Annotated in this window: 16 protein-coding genes; 8 read left to right on the plus strand and 8 right to left on the minus strand. The window is 68.7% G+C overall.

Annotated features, from left to right (window positions below):
- Positions 1–214 precede the first annotated feature (214 nt).
- The gene (locus KTR9_RS19030) at positions 215–1,798 is read left to right on the plus strand and encodes a DEAD/DEAH box helicase (RefSeq protein ID WP_014927728.1); all 1,584 of its coding nucleotides are present in this window, start codon (positions 215–217) and stop codon (positions 1,796–1,798) included.
- 16 nt (positions 1,799–1,814) lie between these two features.
- Entirely contained in the window at positions 1,815–3,089 is a 1,275-nt protein-coding gene (locus tag KTR9_RS19035) for an Rv3212 family protein (protein ID WP_014927729.1), read from the plus strand.
- A gap of 9 nt (positions 3,090–3,098) precedes the next feature.
- Here KTR9_RS19035 and KTR9_RS19040 read toward each other — a convergent pair whose 3' ends face one another.
- Together KTR9_RS19040 and KTR9_RS19045 are read right to left on the minus strand one after the other, a co-directional pair.
- Complete coding sequence (locus KTR9_RS19040) at positions 3,099–3,887, minus strand: ParA family protein (protein ID WP_010843927.1); 789 nt, start codon at positions 3,885–3,887, stop codon at positions 3,099–3,101.
- A 131-nt stretch (positions 3,888–4,018) separates the two neighbouring features.
- The gene (locus KTR9_RS19045; protein WP_014927730.1) at positions 4,019–4,450 is read right to left on the minus strand and encodes a hypothetical protein; all 432 of its coding nucleotides are present in this window, start codon (positions 4,448–4,450) and stop codon (positions 4,019–4,021) included.
- Positions 4,451–4,578: 128 nt separating this feature from the next.
- Between KTR9_RS19045 and KTR9_RS19050 the strand changes: the two genes are divergently transcribed.
- Positions 4,579–5,529, plus strand: coding sequence for a diacylglycerol/lipid kinase family protein (locus KTR9_RS19050; RefSeq protein WP_193363290.1), 951 nt, complete (start codon positions 4,579–4,581; stop codon positions 5,527–5,529).
- On the opposite strand, the gene KTR9_RS19055 is transcribed toward KTR9_RS19050, so the two are convergent.
- Positions 5,466–6,704, minus strand: a complete 1,239-nt coding sequence (locus KTR9_RS19055; RefSeq protein ID WP_014927732.1) for an MFS transporter — start codon at positions 6,702–6,704, stop codon at positions 5,466–5,468. The two genes, KTR9_RS19050 and KTR9_RS19055, sit on opposite strands and share 64 nt — an antisense overlap.
- A 38-nt stretch (positions 6,705–6,742) precedes the next feature.
- Here KTR9_RS19055 and KTR9_RS27410 point away from each other — a divergent pair, with 38 nt between their 5' ends.
- Together KTR9_RS27410 and KTR9_RS19060 are read left to right on the plus strand one after the other, a co-directional pair.
- Positions 6,743–7,048, plus strand: a complete 306-nt coding sequence (locus KTR9_RS27410; protein WP_148281216.1) for a hypothetical protein — start codon at positions 6,743–6,745, stop codon at positions 7,046–7,048.
- Positions 7,049–7,119: 71 nt separating this feature from the next.
- Positions 7,120–7,374 carry a WhiB family transcriptional regulator gene (locus KTR9_RS19060; protein WP_004023450.1) on the plus strand — a complete coding sequence of 85 codons (255 nt, stop codon included), beginning with the start codon at positions 7,120–7,122 and terminating at the stop codon, positions 7,372–7,374.
- Between the two features lie 122 nt (positions 7,375–7,496).
- Here KTR9_RS19060 and KTR9_RS19065 read toward each other — a convergent pair whose 3' ends face one another.
- Both KTR9_RS19065 and KTR9_RS19070 read right to left on the minus strand, forming a co-directional pair.
- Positions 7,497–9,002, minus strand: a complete 1,506-nt coding sequence (locus tag KTR9_RS19065; RefSeq protein ID WP_010843923.1) for a sensor histidine kinase — start codon at positions 9,000–9,002, stop codon at positions 7,497–7,499.
- Between the two features lie 45 nt (positions 9,003–9,047).
- Positions 9,048–9,263 carry a biotin/lipoyl-binding carrier protein gene (locus KTR9_RS19070; RefSeq protein WP_010843922.1) on the minus strand — a complete coding sequence of 72 codons (216 nt, stop codon included), beginning with the start codon at positions 9,261–9,263 and terminating at the stop codon, positions 9,048–9,050.
- A gap of 247 nt (positions 9,264–9,510) precedes the next feature.
- On the opposite strand from KTR9_RS19070, the gene KTR9_RS28300 reads away from it, so the two are divergent.
- A complete protein-coding gene (locus tag KTR9_RS28300) occupies positions 9,511–9,585 on the plus strand; it encodes a 50S ribosomal protein bL37 (RefSeq protein WP_109239415.1) in 75 nt (24 codons plus the stop codon).
- 107 nt (positions 9,586–9,692) lie between these two features.
- Here KTR9_RS28300 and rsrA read toward each other — a convergent pair whose 3' ends face one another.
- Positions 9,693–9,980 (minus strand): mycothiol system anti-sigma-R factor, encoded by a 288-nt coding sequence (rsrA, locus tag KTR9_RS19075; RefSeq protein WP_010843921.1) that lies wholly within the window; start codon positions 9,978–9,980, stop codon positions 9,693–9,695.
- Positions 9,977–10,813, minus strand: a complete 837-nt coding sequence (locus KTR9_RS19080) for a sigma-70 family RNA polymerase sigma factor (protein WP_014927734.1) — start codon at positions 10,811–10,813, stop codon at positions 9,977–9,979. The genes rsrA and KTR9_RS19080 overlap by 4 nt, the downstream gene beginning before the upstream one ends.
- Positions 10,814–10,988: 175 nt before the next feature.
- On the opposite strand from KTR9_RS19080, the gene ybaK reads away from it, so the two are divergent.
- On the plus strand, positions 10,989–11,486 hold the full coding sequence (ybaK, locus tag KTR9_RS19085) for a Cys-tRNA(Pro) deacylase (RefSeq protein WP_014927735.1): 498 nt from the start codon (positions 10,989–10,991) through the stop codon (positions 11,484–11,486).
- A gap of 28 nt (positions 11,487–11,514) precedes the next feature.
- Positions 11,515–12,288 carry an SOS response-associated peptidase gene (locus tag KTR9_RS19090; RefSeq protein WP_044508118.1) on the plus strand — a complete coding sequence of 258 codons (774 nt, stop codon included), beginning with the start codon at positions 11,515–11,517 and terminating at the stop codon, positions 12,286–12,288.
- A gap of 101 nt (positions 12,289–12,389) precedes the next feature.
- Here KTR9_RS19090 and KTR9_RS19095 read toward each other — a convergent pair whose 3' ends face one another.
- Positions 12,390–13,871 (minus strand): flavin-containing monooxygenase, encoded by a 1,482-nt coding sequence (locus KTR9_RS19095; protein ID WP_014927737.1) that lies wholly within the window; start codon positions 13,869–13,871, stop codon positions 12,390–12,392.

Below are 13,871 nucleotides of genomic sequence, written 5' to 3' on the forward strand. Positions count from 1 at the left end.
CTGCGCGAGAGCGCGTGCTCGCCGGCGCGAGCGTGTGGATGTGGCGACGGCGTTGCTCGCGAGTCGACTCGCGGGACGTGCGAGTTCCCTCTCGCGATACCCGGTCACATCCCCGGTGCCACTACGACATATGCGCGTGCACTTTCGAGCCCTCTCCGTGCGCGCACCGAAACACATCGCGCGCAGACCGGCCCAGAAAGGCACACAACCGCACATGAGCGATTCCGCCGTGCAGACGACCATCGTCGACGACACCCATACCGCACCCACCTTCGCCGAACTCGGCGTCGACGAGCGCATCGTCTCCGCCCTCGCCGCAGACGGCAAGACCCACTCCTTCGCGATCCAGGAACTCACCCTGCCGCTCGCCCTCGAGGGACACGACCTGATCGGTCAGGCCCGCACCGGCATGGGCAAGACGTTCGGCTTCGGCATCCCGCTGGTGCACCGCCTCGCCCACGCCGCCGCCTCGGGCGTGCGGCCCCTGGACAACACCCCGCGTGCGCTGATCATCGTGCCGACGCGTGAGCTGTGCGTCCAGGTGACCGGCGATCTCCAGGTCATCGCACCTGCTCTCGATGTCACGCTGGCCGACGGCACCACCCGCCCGCTGAAGATCACCTCGATCTACGGCGGACGTCCCTACGAGGCCCAGATCGCCGAACTGCAGTCGGGCGTCGACGTCGTCGTCGGCACGCCCGGCCGCCTCCTCGACCTCGCCCAGCAGGGTCACCTCGTCCTCGGCAAGGTGTCGATCCTGGTGCTCGACGAGGCCGACGAGATGCTCGACCTCGGCTTCCTGCCCGACATCGAGCGGATCATGTCCGCACTGCCGACACCTCGGCAGACCATGCTGTTCTCGGCGACCATGCCCGGCCCCATCGTCACCCTGGCCCGCACCTTCCTGAACCGGCCGACCCACATCCGGGCCGAGAACGCCAACGACTCCGCGGTCCACGACCGCACCAAGCAGTACGCCTACCGGGCACACGCCCTGGACAAGGCCGAGCTCGTCGCCCGCATCCTGCAGGCCGACGGCCGCGGGGCGACGATGGTCTTCACCCGCACCAAGCGCACCGCGCAGAAGGTCGCCGACGATCTGGCCGAGCGCGGCTTCAAGGTCGGCGCAGTCCACGGCGACCTCGGTCAGGTCGCTCGCGAGAAGGCGCTCAACCGCTTCCGCGACGGCACCATCGACGTGCTGGTCGCCACCGATGTGGCCGCCCGCGGCATCGACATCGACGACGTCACCCATGTCATCAACTACCAGTGCCCCGAGGACGACAAGACCTACGTGCACCGCATCGGCCGTACCGGTCGCGCGGGCCGCACGGGTATCGCGGTGACCCTCGTCGACTGGGACGAACTGCACCGCTGGGAACTCATCGACAAGGCCTTGAACCTCGGTATCCCGGACCCGCCGGAGACCTACTCGACGTCGGAACACCTCCGTGCGGATCTGTCGATCCCCGAGTCGAAGACCGGCCGCATCGCCGCACCCAAGCCACCGCGTGACCCCGACGAGACCAGGGAGACCCGCGAGGACCGGGAGCCCCGCAAGCGCTCGAACCGCACCCGGCGACGCACCCGTGCCGGGAAGCCGGGCGGCGACACGACGACCGCGGAATCGGCTGCCGAGTCCACCTCGACCGAGTCCGCCGCCTCCGCCGACGCGACACCGGCCGACGACGCCGCGCCGGCCGCTGACGGCACCACGAAACCGCGTCGGCGTCGCCGCCGTCGCGGGGGCGCCAATCGCCCCGGCGGGTCGGAGTCCACCGCAGCGGTCGCCGACTGACCAGCGGCTGACCCGCGTGGCACGAGTCAGGCCCGAGCGGCGCCGACCGATCGATCTCGCGGTCACCGCGGCCATCGTGGTCGTCGTCGCCGCCCTGTGCGTCACCGCCTGGGCCCTCAGTCCGGTCCGCCACACGACGAGCGTGCAGGCCGAGGACGAGCCCGCCGCGGTCGCGCAGGCGGAGACCGTGCCGGAGCGCTTCGTCGCCCGGTGGCGGGCCGACTCCGACGCCACCAGCGCCCCGGCCATCGGCACCTCGGCCGTGGTCACCGGCAACGGCGGTCGGGTGGTCGGGCACGACCCGGCCACCGGCCGTGAACTCTGGTCGTACAGCCGCGATCTCGATCTGTGTACCGTCGGCACCGCCTGGACGGCGAGTTCGGACCTGGCGCTGGCCGTGTACCGCAACAGCCGGGGATGCTCGGAGGTGACCGCACTCGACGCGGGCACCGGGAGCCGGGAGGGCGCACGCACCAGCGACGCCGACCCGGACATCCGGCTCGCGACCGACTCGGGGTACGTCGTCGCGCAGGGGTCCCGGCGGATGGAGACCTGGGGTTCCAACCTCGTCCGCGGTATCGAGTACGGGCGGGTCGAGGCACCTGTACGTCCGGAGGACGCGCCCGACCGCGAAGACTGCGAGTTGTTCTCCTCGGCGTTGTCCGGAGATCGCGTCGCCGTCATCGAACGCTGCGCCGACGACCCCGGGTACCGGCTGACGGTCCTCGGCGCGGTGCTCGGGAGCGATGAGAACGTCGAGCAGTACGGGTCGACCCTGATCACCGGGGACGTGAGCGGACCGCCGCCGGTACTGATCGCGATGTCGTCGTCGGGTATCGCCGTCTACGACGGCGGGGCCGCGCCGGCCGAACCACCGACGATCGGCGCCGAGAGCGGACCGGCGATCCGGCGTTTCGACACCGACGGCAACGCGGCCGGGACCAACACCGTCGCGGGCGACGCGACGCCGCCGGCCGGGAGTGTCCCGATCTCCTCCGACGGGATCGTCACCTACTGGACCGGCAAGGCGACGGTCGTCCTGAACGCCCAGACGCTCAACCCGATCTATCAGGTCCCGGGCACACTCGGACCCGGCCAGGTGATGGCCGGGCAACTCCTGCTGCCGAGCGCGACGGGGATCAGCGTCCGGGACGTGGCGACCGGCCGTGAGATCCGGTCCATCCCACTGGCACGAAGCGAACCGGCGGCGCCGGTGGTGAGTCTTCGTGTCCTCGGCGACTCCGTGATCGAGCAGCACGGACCGCGCATCGAGGCCTACGGTCCGGGCTGATCGGCGACCTCAGACCTCGAAGGTACCGACCTTCTCGCCGGCCTCCCAGTGCTTCCACAGATTCTCGGCGAGCGCGCGATATGCCGTGGCGCCCTTGTTCTTTCGGCCCCGCATGACCGATGTCCCGGAAGCCGAGGACTCCGCGAAACGCACGGTGCGCGGGATCGGCGGGTCGAGCACCGGCAGGTCATAGCGGTCAGACACGTCCGCGAGGACGTCACGACTGTGCGTGGTCCGGGCGTCGAACAGGGTGGCCACCGCGCCCAGCATCGTGAGGTTCGGGTTGGTGATCTGCTGAACCTCCCGGACGGTCCGCAACAGCTGACCGACACCACGATGGGCGAGGGTCTCGCACTGCAGCGGCACGATCACCTCGTCGGCCGCGGTGAGACCGTTCAGGGTCAGCACACCGAGCGACGGCGGGCAGTCGACGATGACGACGTCGAAATCCTCGCTCACCTCCGCGAGCGCCCGCTTGAGCGCGTACTCCCGCCCCGGACGCATCAGCAGCAGCGCCTCGGCTCCGGCGAGATCGATGGTCGCCGGCAGCAGGGTGACCTTGTCCTCGGTGTCGAGGAGGACGTCGGCGATCTCCTCGTCGCCGAGCAGCACGTCGTGAACCGAGGAGGTGAGCTGGTCGGGCTCGTGCCCGAGCGAGAAGGTGAGACAGCCTTGCGGGTCGAGGTCGACGACGAGCACCGAGACGTCGAGGTCGGCGAGGGCGGCGCCGAGGGACTCCACCGTGGTGGTCTTGGCGACCCCACCCTTTTGGTTGGCAATCGCGAGGATGCGCGTCATGCGCCCTACTGTACGACCGCCCGGGCCGGGATCGTCGGATGAGAGTCCGGGCCGATTGCGCGGCGGCTTCGCCACGGCTCCCCGGTCTGTGGGGCCGCCCTCGTGGAAGACGTCAGGTAGGGAGCGGCCCGTCAGCGTTCGGGTTCGAGGTCGTCGGCGAGCCAGCGGATGGACGCCGGGCTGAACAGCATCACCAGCACGGCCAGCGCCGCGAGCGCCAGCGGCACCCCGAACACCGGCCACCCGCTCGTGAACAGGTAATACGCGACCGGCAGCAACAAGATCTGGGCCACCATCGCGATCGAGCGTCCCCAGCGCCGACCGACGAGCAGTGCGAGCCCGCCGACGAGCACTCCGCCGCCGATGATGCCGAACCAGGCCGCGGTGCCATAGCCACTGATCGTGGCCTCCTCGTGCCCGGCCAGACCGCGCACCACCAGGATCACCGCGACCACAATTCCGACCAGACCCTGGACCGTGGTCACCGCACCCGCGATCTTGATCTGGCGCGGGGTCACCGATGGATCGGTGTCGGACTCCGGACGGCCGTTCTCGGTGCTCACCGCCCCAGGATATTTGGTGCGCTCGCACGCCCCGCCCCGGGTGTGCACACCGGTCCGATCACGCTGCGACACCGCCGCGATTACGCGCGGGCGGGGCCGACCCCATATCCTCGGGTGTCGTGCGCGTCATGCTCATCGTCAATCCGTTCGCCACCGCGACCAGTCCCGCGGGCCGCGACGCGCTCGCGCACACCCTGAGCGCGCACTTCCACCTCGACGTCGAGCTCACCACGCACCGCGGGCACGCCTTCGAACTCGCCGCGCGCGCCGTCGCCGAGGATTTCGACACCGTCATCGTGCACGGCGGCGACGGATCGGTGAACGAGGCCGCCAACGGACTCCTCGACCCGCCGTCGACGAGCGACCCCGACGGTCGACGCCCGTCGCTGGCCGTGATCCCCGGCGGCAGCGCCAACGTCTTCGCCCGGACGTTGGGGATCGACCCCGATCCACTTCTCGCGACGCAGCAGATCATCTCGCTGCTCGACACCGGACAGAGCCGCCGCATCGGTCTCGGACACACCGACGACCGGTGGTTCCTGTTCAACACGGGCATGGGCATGGATGCGGTCGTCATCCACGCGATGGAGGACAAACGCCACGCGGGCAAGACCGCGACCCCGGCCCGATACCTGTGGACCACGATCAGCAGCTTCCTGAAACAGTCCGGGTCGTCGGCCACGTTCGACGTCGAGATCCCCGGGCGCGACCGGATCACCGGCGCCCGTTTCGGTTTCGTGTCGAACACCAGCCCCTGGACCTACCTCGGACCGCGCGAGATCCGCACCAATCCCGACACCGGTTTCCACACCGGACTCGGCGTGTTCGTGGCGACCTCCACCGGCGTGCTCCGCAATCTCCCGCTGGCGGCCCGGCTCCTGTCCCAGGCAGATCCCAAGGCGCGCCACCTCTTTCGGGACGACGATGTCGACGAGGTGTGCTTCCGCGCCGAGGCGCCGATCGATGTGCAGATGGACGGCGACTACATCGGGGCGTTCCGCGACTTGCGGTTTCGTCACCGCCGCGAGGCCCTCACGGTCATCGCACCGCCGATCAGCAGCGCCGACACCACGACGTAGGGCAGCGCGGCGACGGCGAACAGTCCGGCCGGCCCGAGCCACACCGACCCCAGCGCCCAGCCGGCATAGGCCAGGATCGCGACGACTTCCTCGCCCATCCCGGCCAGCGAGGTGACGGTGGCCCGCGACGTCGAACTCAGTCGGTCCTGCAACGCGGCGTCGGCGACGACCCGCGCCCAGCCCAGGATTCCGAACGCGACGGCGATACCCAGCGCACCCACCGGATGCCCCCACAGCGACGCCCCGATCAGCATGATCGCGCCCAGACCCACGGCGGGCCCGATCGCCGCGACCGACCGGAACCGTCCCGCGGCGAGCGCTCCCCCGATGTCGCCGATCGAGACCACGATCATCAGCAGCGCGATCGCGCCCGGATCGGTCCCCGGGGCGCCGACCGCGTCGGCGTTCTCCGCCTCGCCCACGAATGCCCCGATCAGCAACGGCAGGTACTCGTCCAGCGCAGCGACCCAGGTCAGGGCCACACCCAACAGCAACATCCGCCGCGCCACCGGCTGTGTCCGCAGCGAACGCCTGCCACTGCGCACGATCGCGAGCCAGCCCGCTCCCGGGTCCGCATCGCCGGGGTCGGGTCCATCGGACTCCGACGTGTCCGCCGGGGTGCCGTCCCGGCCGGCGCGCGTCTCGGGCAGCATCGCCGACATCAGCGAGCACAGCAGGCATGAGACGACGCTGGCGATGCCCACCGCCTCGTAGCCGCCCCAGGAGAACAACGGCGCGGCCAGGGCGGTGCCGCCGATCACCCCGAGGGCCGCGGCGGCCCGCATGAGTCCGGACAGACGCGCGTAGTCACGCGCGCGCCCGAGACCGGCGAGCTCGTCGTAGACCAGGGCCTGGGTCGTGCCGGAGCGCAGCGAACCGCCGAGGGCCCACAGGACGAATCCGGCGGCGAAGGCGAGAAACGACGGCGCCGCCGTCCACAGCGCGAAGCCGGAAGCAGTGATCAGCGGACCGGCGGTCAGCAGCTTCCGTCGGGACATCCGGTCGGCCAGCACACCGGTGGGGACCTCGACGATCACCGACGAGACCGACCAGACGACGAACAGTGCCGAGATCTCGGCGGGCCCGAGGCCGGCACCGGGGACGCCGGGGTCGGCGAAGAGGACGGCGTAGAGCGGGTAGAACGGGATGAGGTCTTCGAGGAGGGCGGCACCCACCGCCGCGGCTGTCAGCCTTCGGCGGGTCCGTTCATGCGGTGTGGATCAACATCGTCGGCGCATGTGGTGAAGAATACCCCGGAGCGTCCGACCACGTCACGGGCAATTTTCGCCGGCGACAGGGGCGCGACCAGCAGAAAGTCATCGACAGCACCGGCGCGAGACGAGTAGGCTACTACAAGGCCGTGAGACAGACAGCCTGGGCCCCCCTCTGGGAGTCCGAGACCGAAGTGCTAGGCGAGCGACGTGATGTTGCCCACGTGTTAAGCAAACCCATTGACTTCGGCTCGATTCGTGAAAGTATTCACAAGCAACAACGCGGAAACATTTGGTGCGCCGCGTGAACTGAGAGTTACAGCCAACAATCACCAGTTAGACGATCGAGTGGTGCAAACGCGCCCGAAGGAGTAGTGGAATGGACTGGCGTCACAAGGCCATCTGTCGCGACGAGGATCCGGAACTGTTCTTCCCCGTGGGGACCAGCGGCCCGGCCATCGCGCAGGTCGCCGACGCGAAGCTCGTCTGCGCACGGTGCCCCGTCACCGCCGACTGCCTGTCGTGGGCTCTCGAGTCCGGTCAGGATGCCGGGGTCTGGGGCGGCATGAGCGAGGACGAGCGACGCGCACTCAAGCGCCGTACCGCACGTACGCGTACCCGGAGCAGCGTCTAGGCCCTCGCGGCCGGCCCTGTTCCGGATTCGAAAAAACCCGGCCACGGCCGGGTTTTTTCGTGTTCGCGCCTCGCCGCGTCCGGCGAAGCCGGTGCCGCCCAACCGCTTCGCGATTTACGCGCTCAGGAGCGCAGCGGAATGTACACACCCACTTCGGTTCCCGCCCCGCCAGGATTGGCGCGGATGTCCAGTTCGCCTCCGAGTTCGATCGACACCAGGGTCTTCACGATCTGCAGGCCGAGATGATCCGAGGTGGCGAGGTCGAAGTGCTCGGGTAGCCCGGAACCGTTGTCGCGGACGGCTATTCGCAGACCACGTACATCTCGTTCGGCGACGACCGAGATCTCGGCGTCGTCGGGCGGCGCCCCGTCGAAGCCGTGTTCGATCGCATTCTGGATGAGTTCGGTGAGGACCATCACCAGTGGCATCGCGAGTTCGGCGGTCAGCACGCCGAGCCGATCACGATGGCGCACAGCCACCCTCGCCTCCCCCGACGCGACATCGATCAGGATCGGGACGAGCCGGTCGACGACCTCGTCGAGGTCGACCTCCTCGTCGACACTGCCCGACAACAGCTCGTGGACGAGTGCGATGGACGCCACTCGCCGGACCGCCTCGTTGAGGGCCTCGCGTGCGTCGGAGTTGGATGTGCGCCGCGCCTGTAGTCGCAGCAGTGCCGACACCGACTGCAGATTGTTCTTCACCCGGTGGTGGATCTCGCGGATGGTCGCGTCCTTGCTGATCAGTGCGCGATCGCGCCTCTTGACCTCGGTGACGTCCCGGATCAGGACCACGGTTCCGGTGACGTCCCCCCGCGGACGGAGCGGGACGGCGCGTATCAGGGCCGTCGCGCGTCGCGCATCGGCCTCCACCCGCATCCCGATGTCGCGGTAGGGACCGGTCGGGACCTCGGTCACCCCGGCCGCGATGTCGAGCATCAGGGCGACGTCGTCGGCTTCGAACGGTTCGGTGATGAGCTGTTTGACGACGTCGGACAGGTGCGTGTGGTTGAGTTCGGCGGTCCACCCCATCCGGTGGAATGCCGACAGCGCGTTCGGGCTGGTGTAGGTGACCATGCCCTGGCCGTCGAGCCGCACGAATCCGTCACCGGCCCGCGGAGTCGACAATCCGCGCGGATTGCCCTCCTCGTGCGGGAAGGTGCCGTCGGCCACCATCTGGCACAGGTCGTCGGCGGAGTCCTGGTATGCGAGTTCGAGCGGCGACGGCAGGCGTGGGTGCGTGAGATCCACCGCCCGGGTCGCCACGGCGATCACCTCGCCGTCGTAACCGACCGGGACGGCTTCCTGACGCATGGCCGTCGCACCGGACCAGGTCGGGTCCTCGTCGCGCAGGATGCGGGAGGAGGTGAAGGCGCGCAGCACCTGCGGGTGCGCCTCGGTGTCGATGACGCGGCCGACCTCATCGGTCGGGAAGACCGTCGAGGCCGTGTTGGGACGGCACTGCGCGACGGTGACCACCGCCCCGGCCTCCGTGCGCACCGACAGCAGGAAGTCCGCGAAGGACAGATCGGCGAGGAGTTGCCATTCGGCGACGAGTCGCTGCAGGTGGGCGGCGGCCGAGTCGGACAGCGTGGTGTGCTCGGCGAGGAGGTCGGAGAGGGTCGACATCTCAGGAGACGGCGACGTCGACCGGCCGGCGGGGGCGCGACACGGTCACTCGAAGACGGCGATCACATCGCCGGCCTGGATCACATCGCCGACCTCGACCTTGACCTCGGCGATCGTGCCCGGCTCCTCTGCCAGCACGGGGATCTCCATCTTCATCGACTCGAGCAGGACGAGCGTGTCGCCGACCTCGATCTGCTCGCCCGCAGCGACGCGCACCTCGAGGACACTCGCGACGATCTCTGCCACCACGTCTTCTGCCATGCACCTAAATTAGCCCACGGCGTCGTACCCGGACGGTCCGGTGCCGGGGGCGTGCGCGGAGGTGTTTTTGGCGCATGGGAGAATCCCTGAGACACTGTGATGTCCCGATCACCAGGGATGTCTTCCCCGGATGACACCAGGGATGTCCTCCCCGGCCGATGCCAGGGTTGTCTCAGCACACGGCTGAAACCCGTACACGGCGGACCCGCCCCAGGCGGCACCCGCCCCGCAACGAAGGAGATGCGTCATGGGAAAGCGTGGACGCAAGAAGCGCGCTCGTAAGAAGAGCGCTGCCAACCACGGCAAGCGCCCCAACGCCTGATCACCGCTCACCGCGGTCTCGGCGAACGAGCAGAAAAAAGCCCGGGAACGGCCATCAGGCCGCCCGGGCTTTTTCGTGTGTTCTGCGTTGTCCGGTGTTCGTCGGGGTCAGCGCTCGGATTCCGAGACCTCGTGCACGATGACGGTCTTGCGGATCTCGATGCGCAAACGGTCGCGCAGCCCCTGCGGGGCCTGATCGCCGCCGCACTTGCGATTGACGAGCGCTTTGAGCTGCTGCTCGATGCCGTAATGCGCCAGGCAGGACGGGCAGGAGTCGAGATGGCCCTGGAGTCGTTCGCGCGCGTTCTGGTCGCACTCGTTGTCCAGCAGGAGCCAGACGTCGGCGATGACGGCGGAGCAGTCGAGCTGGGTCAGCTCCGGATCGACGTCGCTCATCGGGCCACCTCCGCATCCGTCGCACGTGCGGAACGGTTGAACCCGCGCTCGCGCGCCACGTCGGCCAGCAGCTCACGCAGCTGTCGGCGTCCGCGATGCAGTCGGGACATGACGGTACCGATCGGGGTGTCCATGATCTCGGCGATCTCCTTGTACGGCAGGCCTTCCACATCGGCGTAGTACACGGCCATCCGGAAGTCTTCCGGCAGTTCTTGCAGCGCGGCCTTGATCTCGTCGTCGGGAAGGGCGTCGAGCGCCTCGATCTCCGCCGACCGCAACCCCTGTGAGGTGTGTTCGGCGGTCGCGGCGATCTGCCAGTCGGTGATCTCGTCGGTCGGGTACTGCGCGGGCTGACGCTGCTTCTTGCGGTAGCCGTTGATGTAGGTGTTGGTGAGAATCCGGTAGAGCCAGGCCTTGAGGTTGGTGCCCTCCCGGAACGAGGCGAACGCGGTGAACGCCTTGATGTAGGTCTCCTGGACCAGATCCTCGGCGTCGGCGGGATTGCGGGTCATCCGCAGCGCGGCACCGTACATCTGGTCGAGCAGCGGCAGCGCGTCGCGCTCGAACCGCTCGGTCAGCTGCTCCGGCGATTCGCTCGGATCGGCCCGGCGGGGTGCCTTGGCGGTACCGGACCGGCCGGTCGCCGACTGTGCCGGGCCGGACGACCCCGGGCCGGACGACTCTGTGTCGGATGCTTCTGTGTCGGACACTACGATCCCTTCGATGGGAGGCATCACGGAGATGTTGTCGATCAAGCTTACCGACCCGTCCCCCACCGAGAGTGACCTCGGCTCGGTGCGCTGCGGGAGCTCCATCACGGCCGCTGTGCTCATATGCCTCCCGACCTCCTTCGTGTCCGTTTCCCTACGTCCGCTGTCCGAACAGTCCCAACAGAGCGCGACGGGCGGTTTGTTCCCGGGACGCCGTTGCGATCGCGGCGGGCCGATCCCGGCGGAGGCCTCTCGCGCCACCCCCGCGACCCCGCTCACCACCAGGAGGTAACCGACGATGGCATCCACTCCGGCGATCGCCGCACTCGAACATGCTCGGATCGCCCACTCCGTACACCGGTACGCACACGACCCGCGTTCGGAGGCCTACGGCGCGGAGGCCGTCGCCGCACTCGCCGACACCCTCGGGGTGCGGCCCGAGCAGATCTTCAAGACCTTGGTCATCGAACTCTCCGGCGGCGGGCGATCCGGTCTGGCCGTCGCGGTGGTCCCGGTGCCCGGCAAGCTGTCGCTGAAGTCGGCGGCGGCCGCGCTCGGTGCGTCGAAGGCGACCATGGCCGAGGCCAAGGCGGTCACCCGGACCACCGGTTATGTCCTCGGCGGTGTCTCGCCCGTCGGTCAGCGCACCCTGCTGCCCACGGTGATCGACTCCTCGGCCACGGGGTTCGACCGCGTGCTGTGCAGCGCAGGCAAGCGCGGGCTCGAGATCGAACTGGCCCCGGCGGATCTGGTGTCGGTCACCGAGGCCGTGGTCGCCGACATCGCCGCCGCCTAGTCGCCCCCACTAGGGCAGCATGGACACCATGTGCGGACGCTATGCGGTGACCACCGACCCGGCGAAGCTCGCGGCGGAGATCGACGCCGTCAACGAGGTACCCGAACCGGCGGGTGAGGACTCCACCGATCTCGATGCCACTCCCCGCCCGCCCGGCGTGAACTACAACGTGGCACCGACGACGACGGTGATGACCGTCGTCAAGCGCCACTCGCCCGACGATCCCGACGACGATCCGTTGTTGCGGGTGCGGGCGATGCGCTGGGGACTGGTGCCGCCGTGGGCCAAAGAGGTCGGCAAGGGGCCGCTGCTGTTCAACGCCCGCGCCGAGAGTGCGGCGGAGAAGAGTTCGTTCCGTTCGTCGGTCAAGTCGCGGCGCTGCCTCGTACCGATGGACGGGTGGTACGAGTGGAAGAAGGGTCCGGTCGACAGCAAGGGCAAACCCACCAAGATCCCGTTCTTCATGTCCCCGCAGGACGGGACCCGGCTCTTCATGGCGGGCCTGTGGTCGGTCTGGCATCCCAAGACCGACGCCGACACGGCCGAACCGGCCCCGCCGCTGCTCAGCTGCTCCATCCTCACCACCGATGCGGTCGGCGAGCTGCGCGACGTGCACGACCGGATGCCGCTGATCATGGCGTACGACAGCTGGGATGCCTGGCTCGATCCGGATGGCCGGGCGCCCGACGAGCTGTTCGCGCCACCCGCCCGGTCACTGGTCGACGCCATCGCGATCCGCGAGGTCGCCCCACTGGTCAACCGGGTCGCGAACAACGGTCCGGAGTTGCTCAACCCTTCGTGACGCTCGCAAGCTCGCTCCTCAGGGACCGGTGGACGCTCGCAAGCTCGCTCCTCAGGGAGCTGTTGTGAGACAAGCCTTCCCGCCGGCGCGCCCCGGTGCGCTCAGCTGAACTCGTAGTCGCGCAACGGGAACGAGTTCATCTCGCGCAGGGTGCGCAACGTCGATGCCGGCCGCAGGAGCGTCGCCTCGCCGTGCTGGTTGAAGTAGTAACTGCGTGAGGTCGCGCAGTCCCCGTTGTAGAACACCGACGACTGCAGGCGGTCGGTCACCTCGTCGAGGAAGGCATCGTTGGCCGCCTCGGTGACCTCGAAGGTGCGTTGCCCGCGGCGACGGAGCTCACCGAACAGTCGCGCGATGTGCTTCATCTGTCCCTCGATGGTCGTGAAGTACGACAACCCGCTGTAGGAGTACGGGCTGTTGAGGGACAGCAGGTTCGGGAACTTGGGGACAGTCACGCCCTCGTAGGCCTGGAAACGGTTCTCGCGCCAGAACTTCCCGAGGTTGCGCCCGTCCCGGCCGATGATGTCGAATGCCGGGAAGTTGACGTCCCAGAGGTTGAACCCGGTGGCGAGGACGAGGGTGTCGATCTCGGTGCGCGTGCCGTCGGCGGCCAGGATGGCATCGGCTTCGAGACCGGCGATGCCGCTGGTCTCCAGCGTCACGTTCGGCTTGGCGAAGCTGGCGAAGTAGGTGTTGGAGAAGGTCGGGCGTTTGCATCCGAAGTCGTAGTCCGGAGTGAGCTTCCGCCGCAGCTCCGGGTCGTCGATCTGCGCGCGCAGGTGGGCCTTGGCCAGTCGGGCGGCCAGCTTGTTGCCCGGCTTGACCTGCTTGTAGTGCAGGACGCCGAACACCATCAACAGTTCCAGCAGCGACGAATTGACTCCTCGCGCAGCGCGTTGGGTGAGCGGGATCCGGCGGAACAGCCGCTGCACGACCGCGGGGATCGCGAAGTCGATCTTGGGGACCACCCAGATGGCGGTGCGCTGGAAGACGGTCAGGGTGTCGGCACGGGCGGCGATCTCCGGGATGAGCTGGACGGCCGTGGCGCCGGTGCCGATCACGGCGACCTTCTTGCCCGCGAAGTCGAATCCGTCGTCCCAGGCAGCGGTGTGCAGGATGGTGCCCGCGAAGTTCTCGATCCCGGGGAAGTCGGGGACGTGCGGCTGTGACAGGAATCCCGTCGCGGTCACCAGGTAGCGGGCGGTCCGCTCACCGCCGTCACCTGTCCGGACACGCCACAGCTGATCCTCGGGGTCCCATGACGCGGACTCGACGCGGGTGCCGAACTCCATGTGCCGCTTGAGGTCGTATTTGTCCGCGACGTGGTGGGCGTAGCGCTTGAGCTCGGCGCCCGGCGCGAACAGTCGGGACCAGTACGGATTGGGTTCGAACGAATAGGAGTAGGTGACCGAGGCGATGTCGACGGCCAGTCCGGGGTAGTGGTTCACGTGCCACGTGCCGCCCAGATCGTCTTCGCGCTCGAGGATCGCGATGTTGTCCAAGCCCTGACGCTTGAGTTCGATCGCGGCGCCCATCCCGCCGAAGCCGGCACCGACGATCACGACGTCGAGTTCTGGTTGCAT

The organism is Gordonia sp. KTR9 (assembly GCF_000143885.2).
Taxonomy (GTDB): Bacteria; Actinomycetota; Actinomycetes; order Mycobacteriales; family Mycobacteriaceae; genus Gordonia.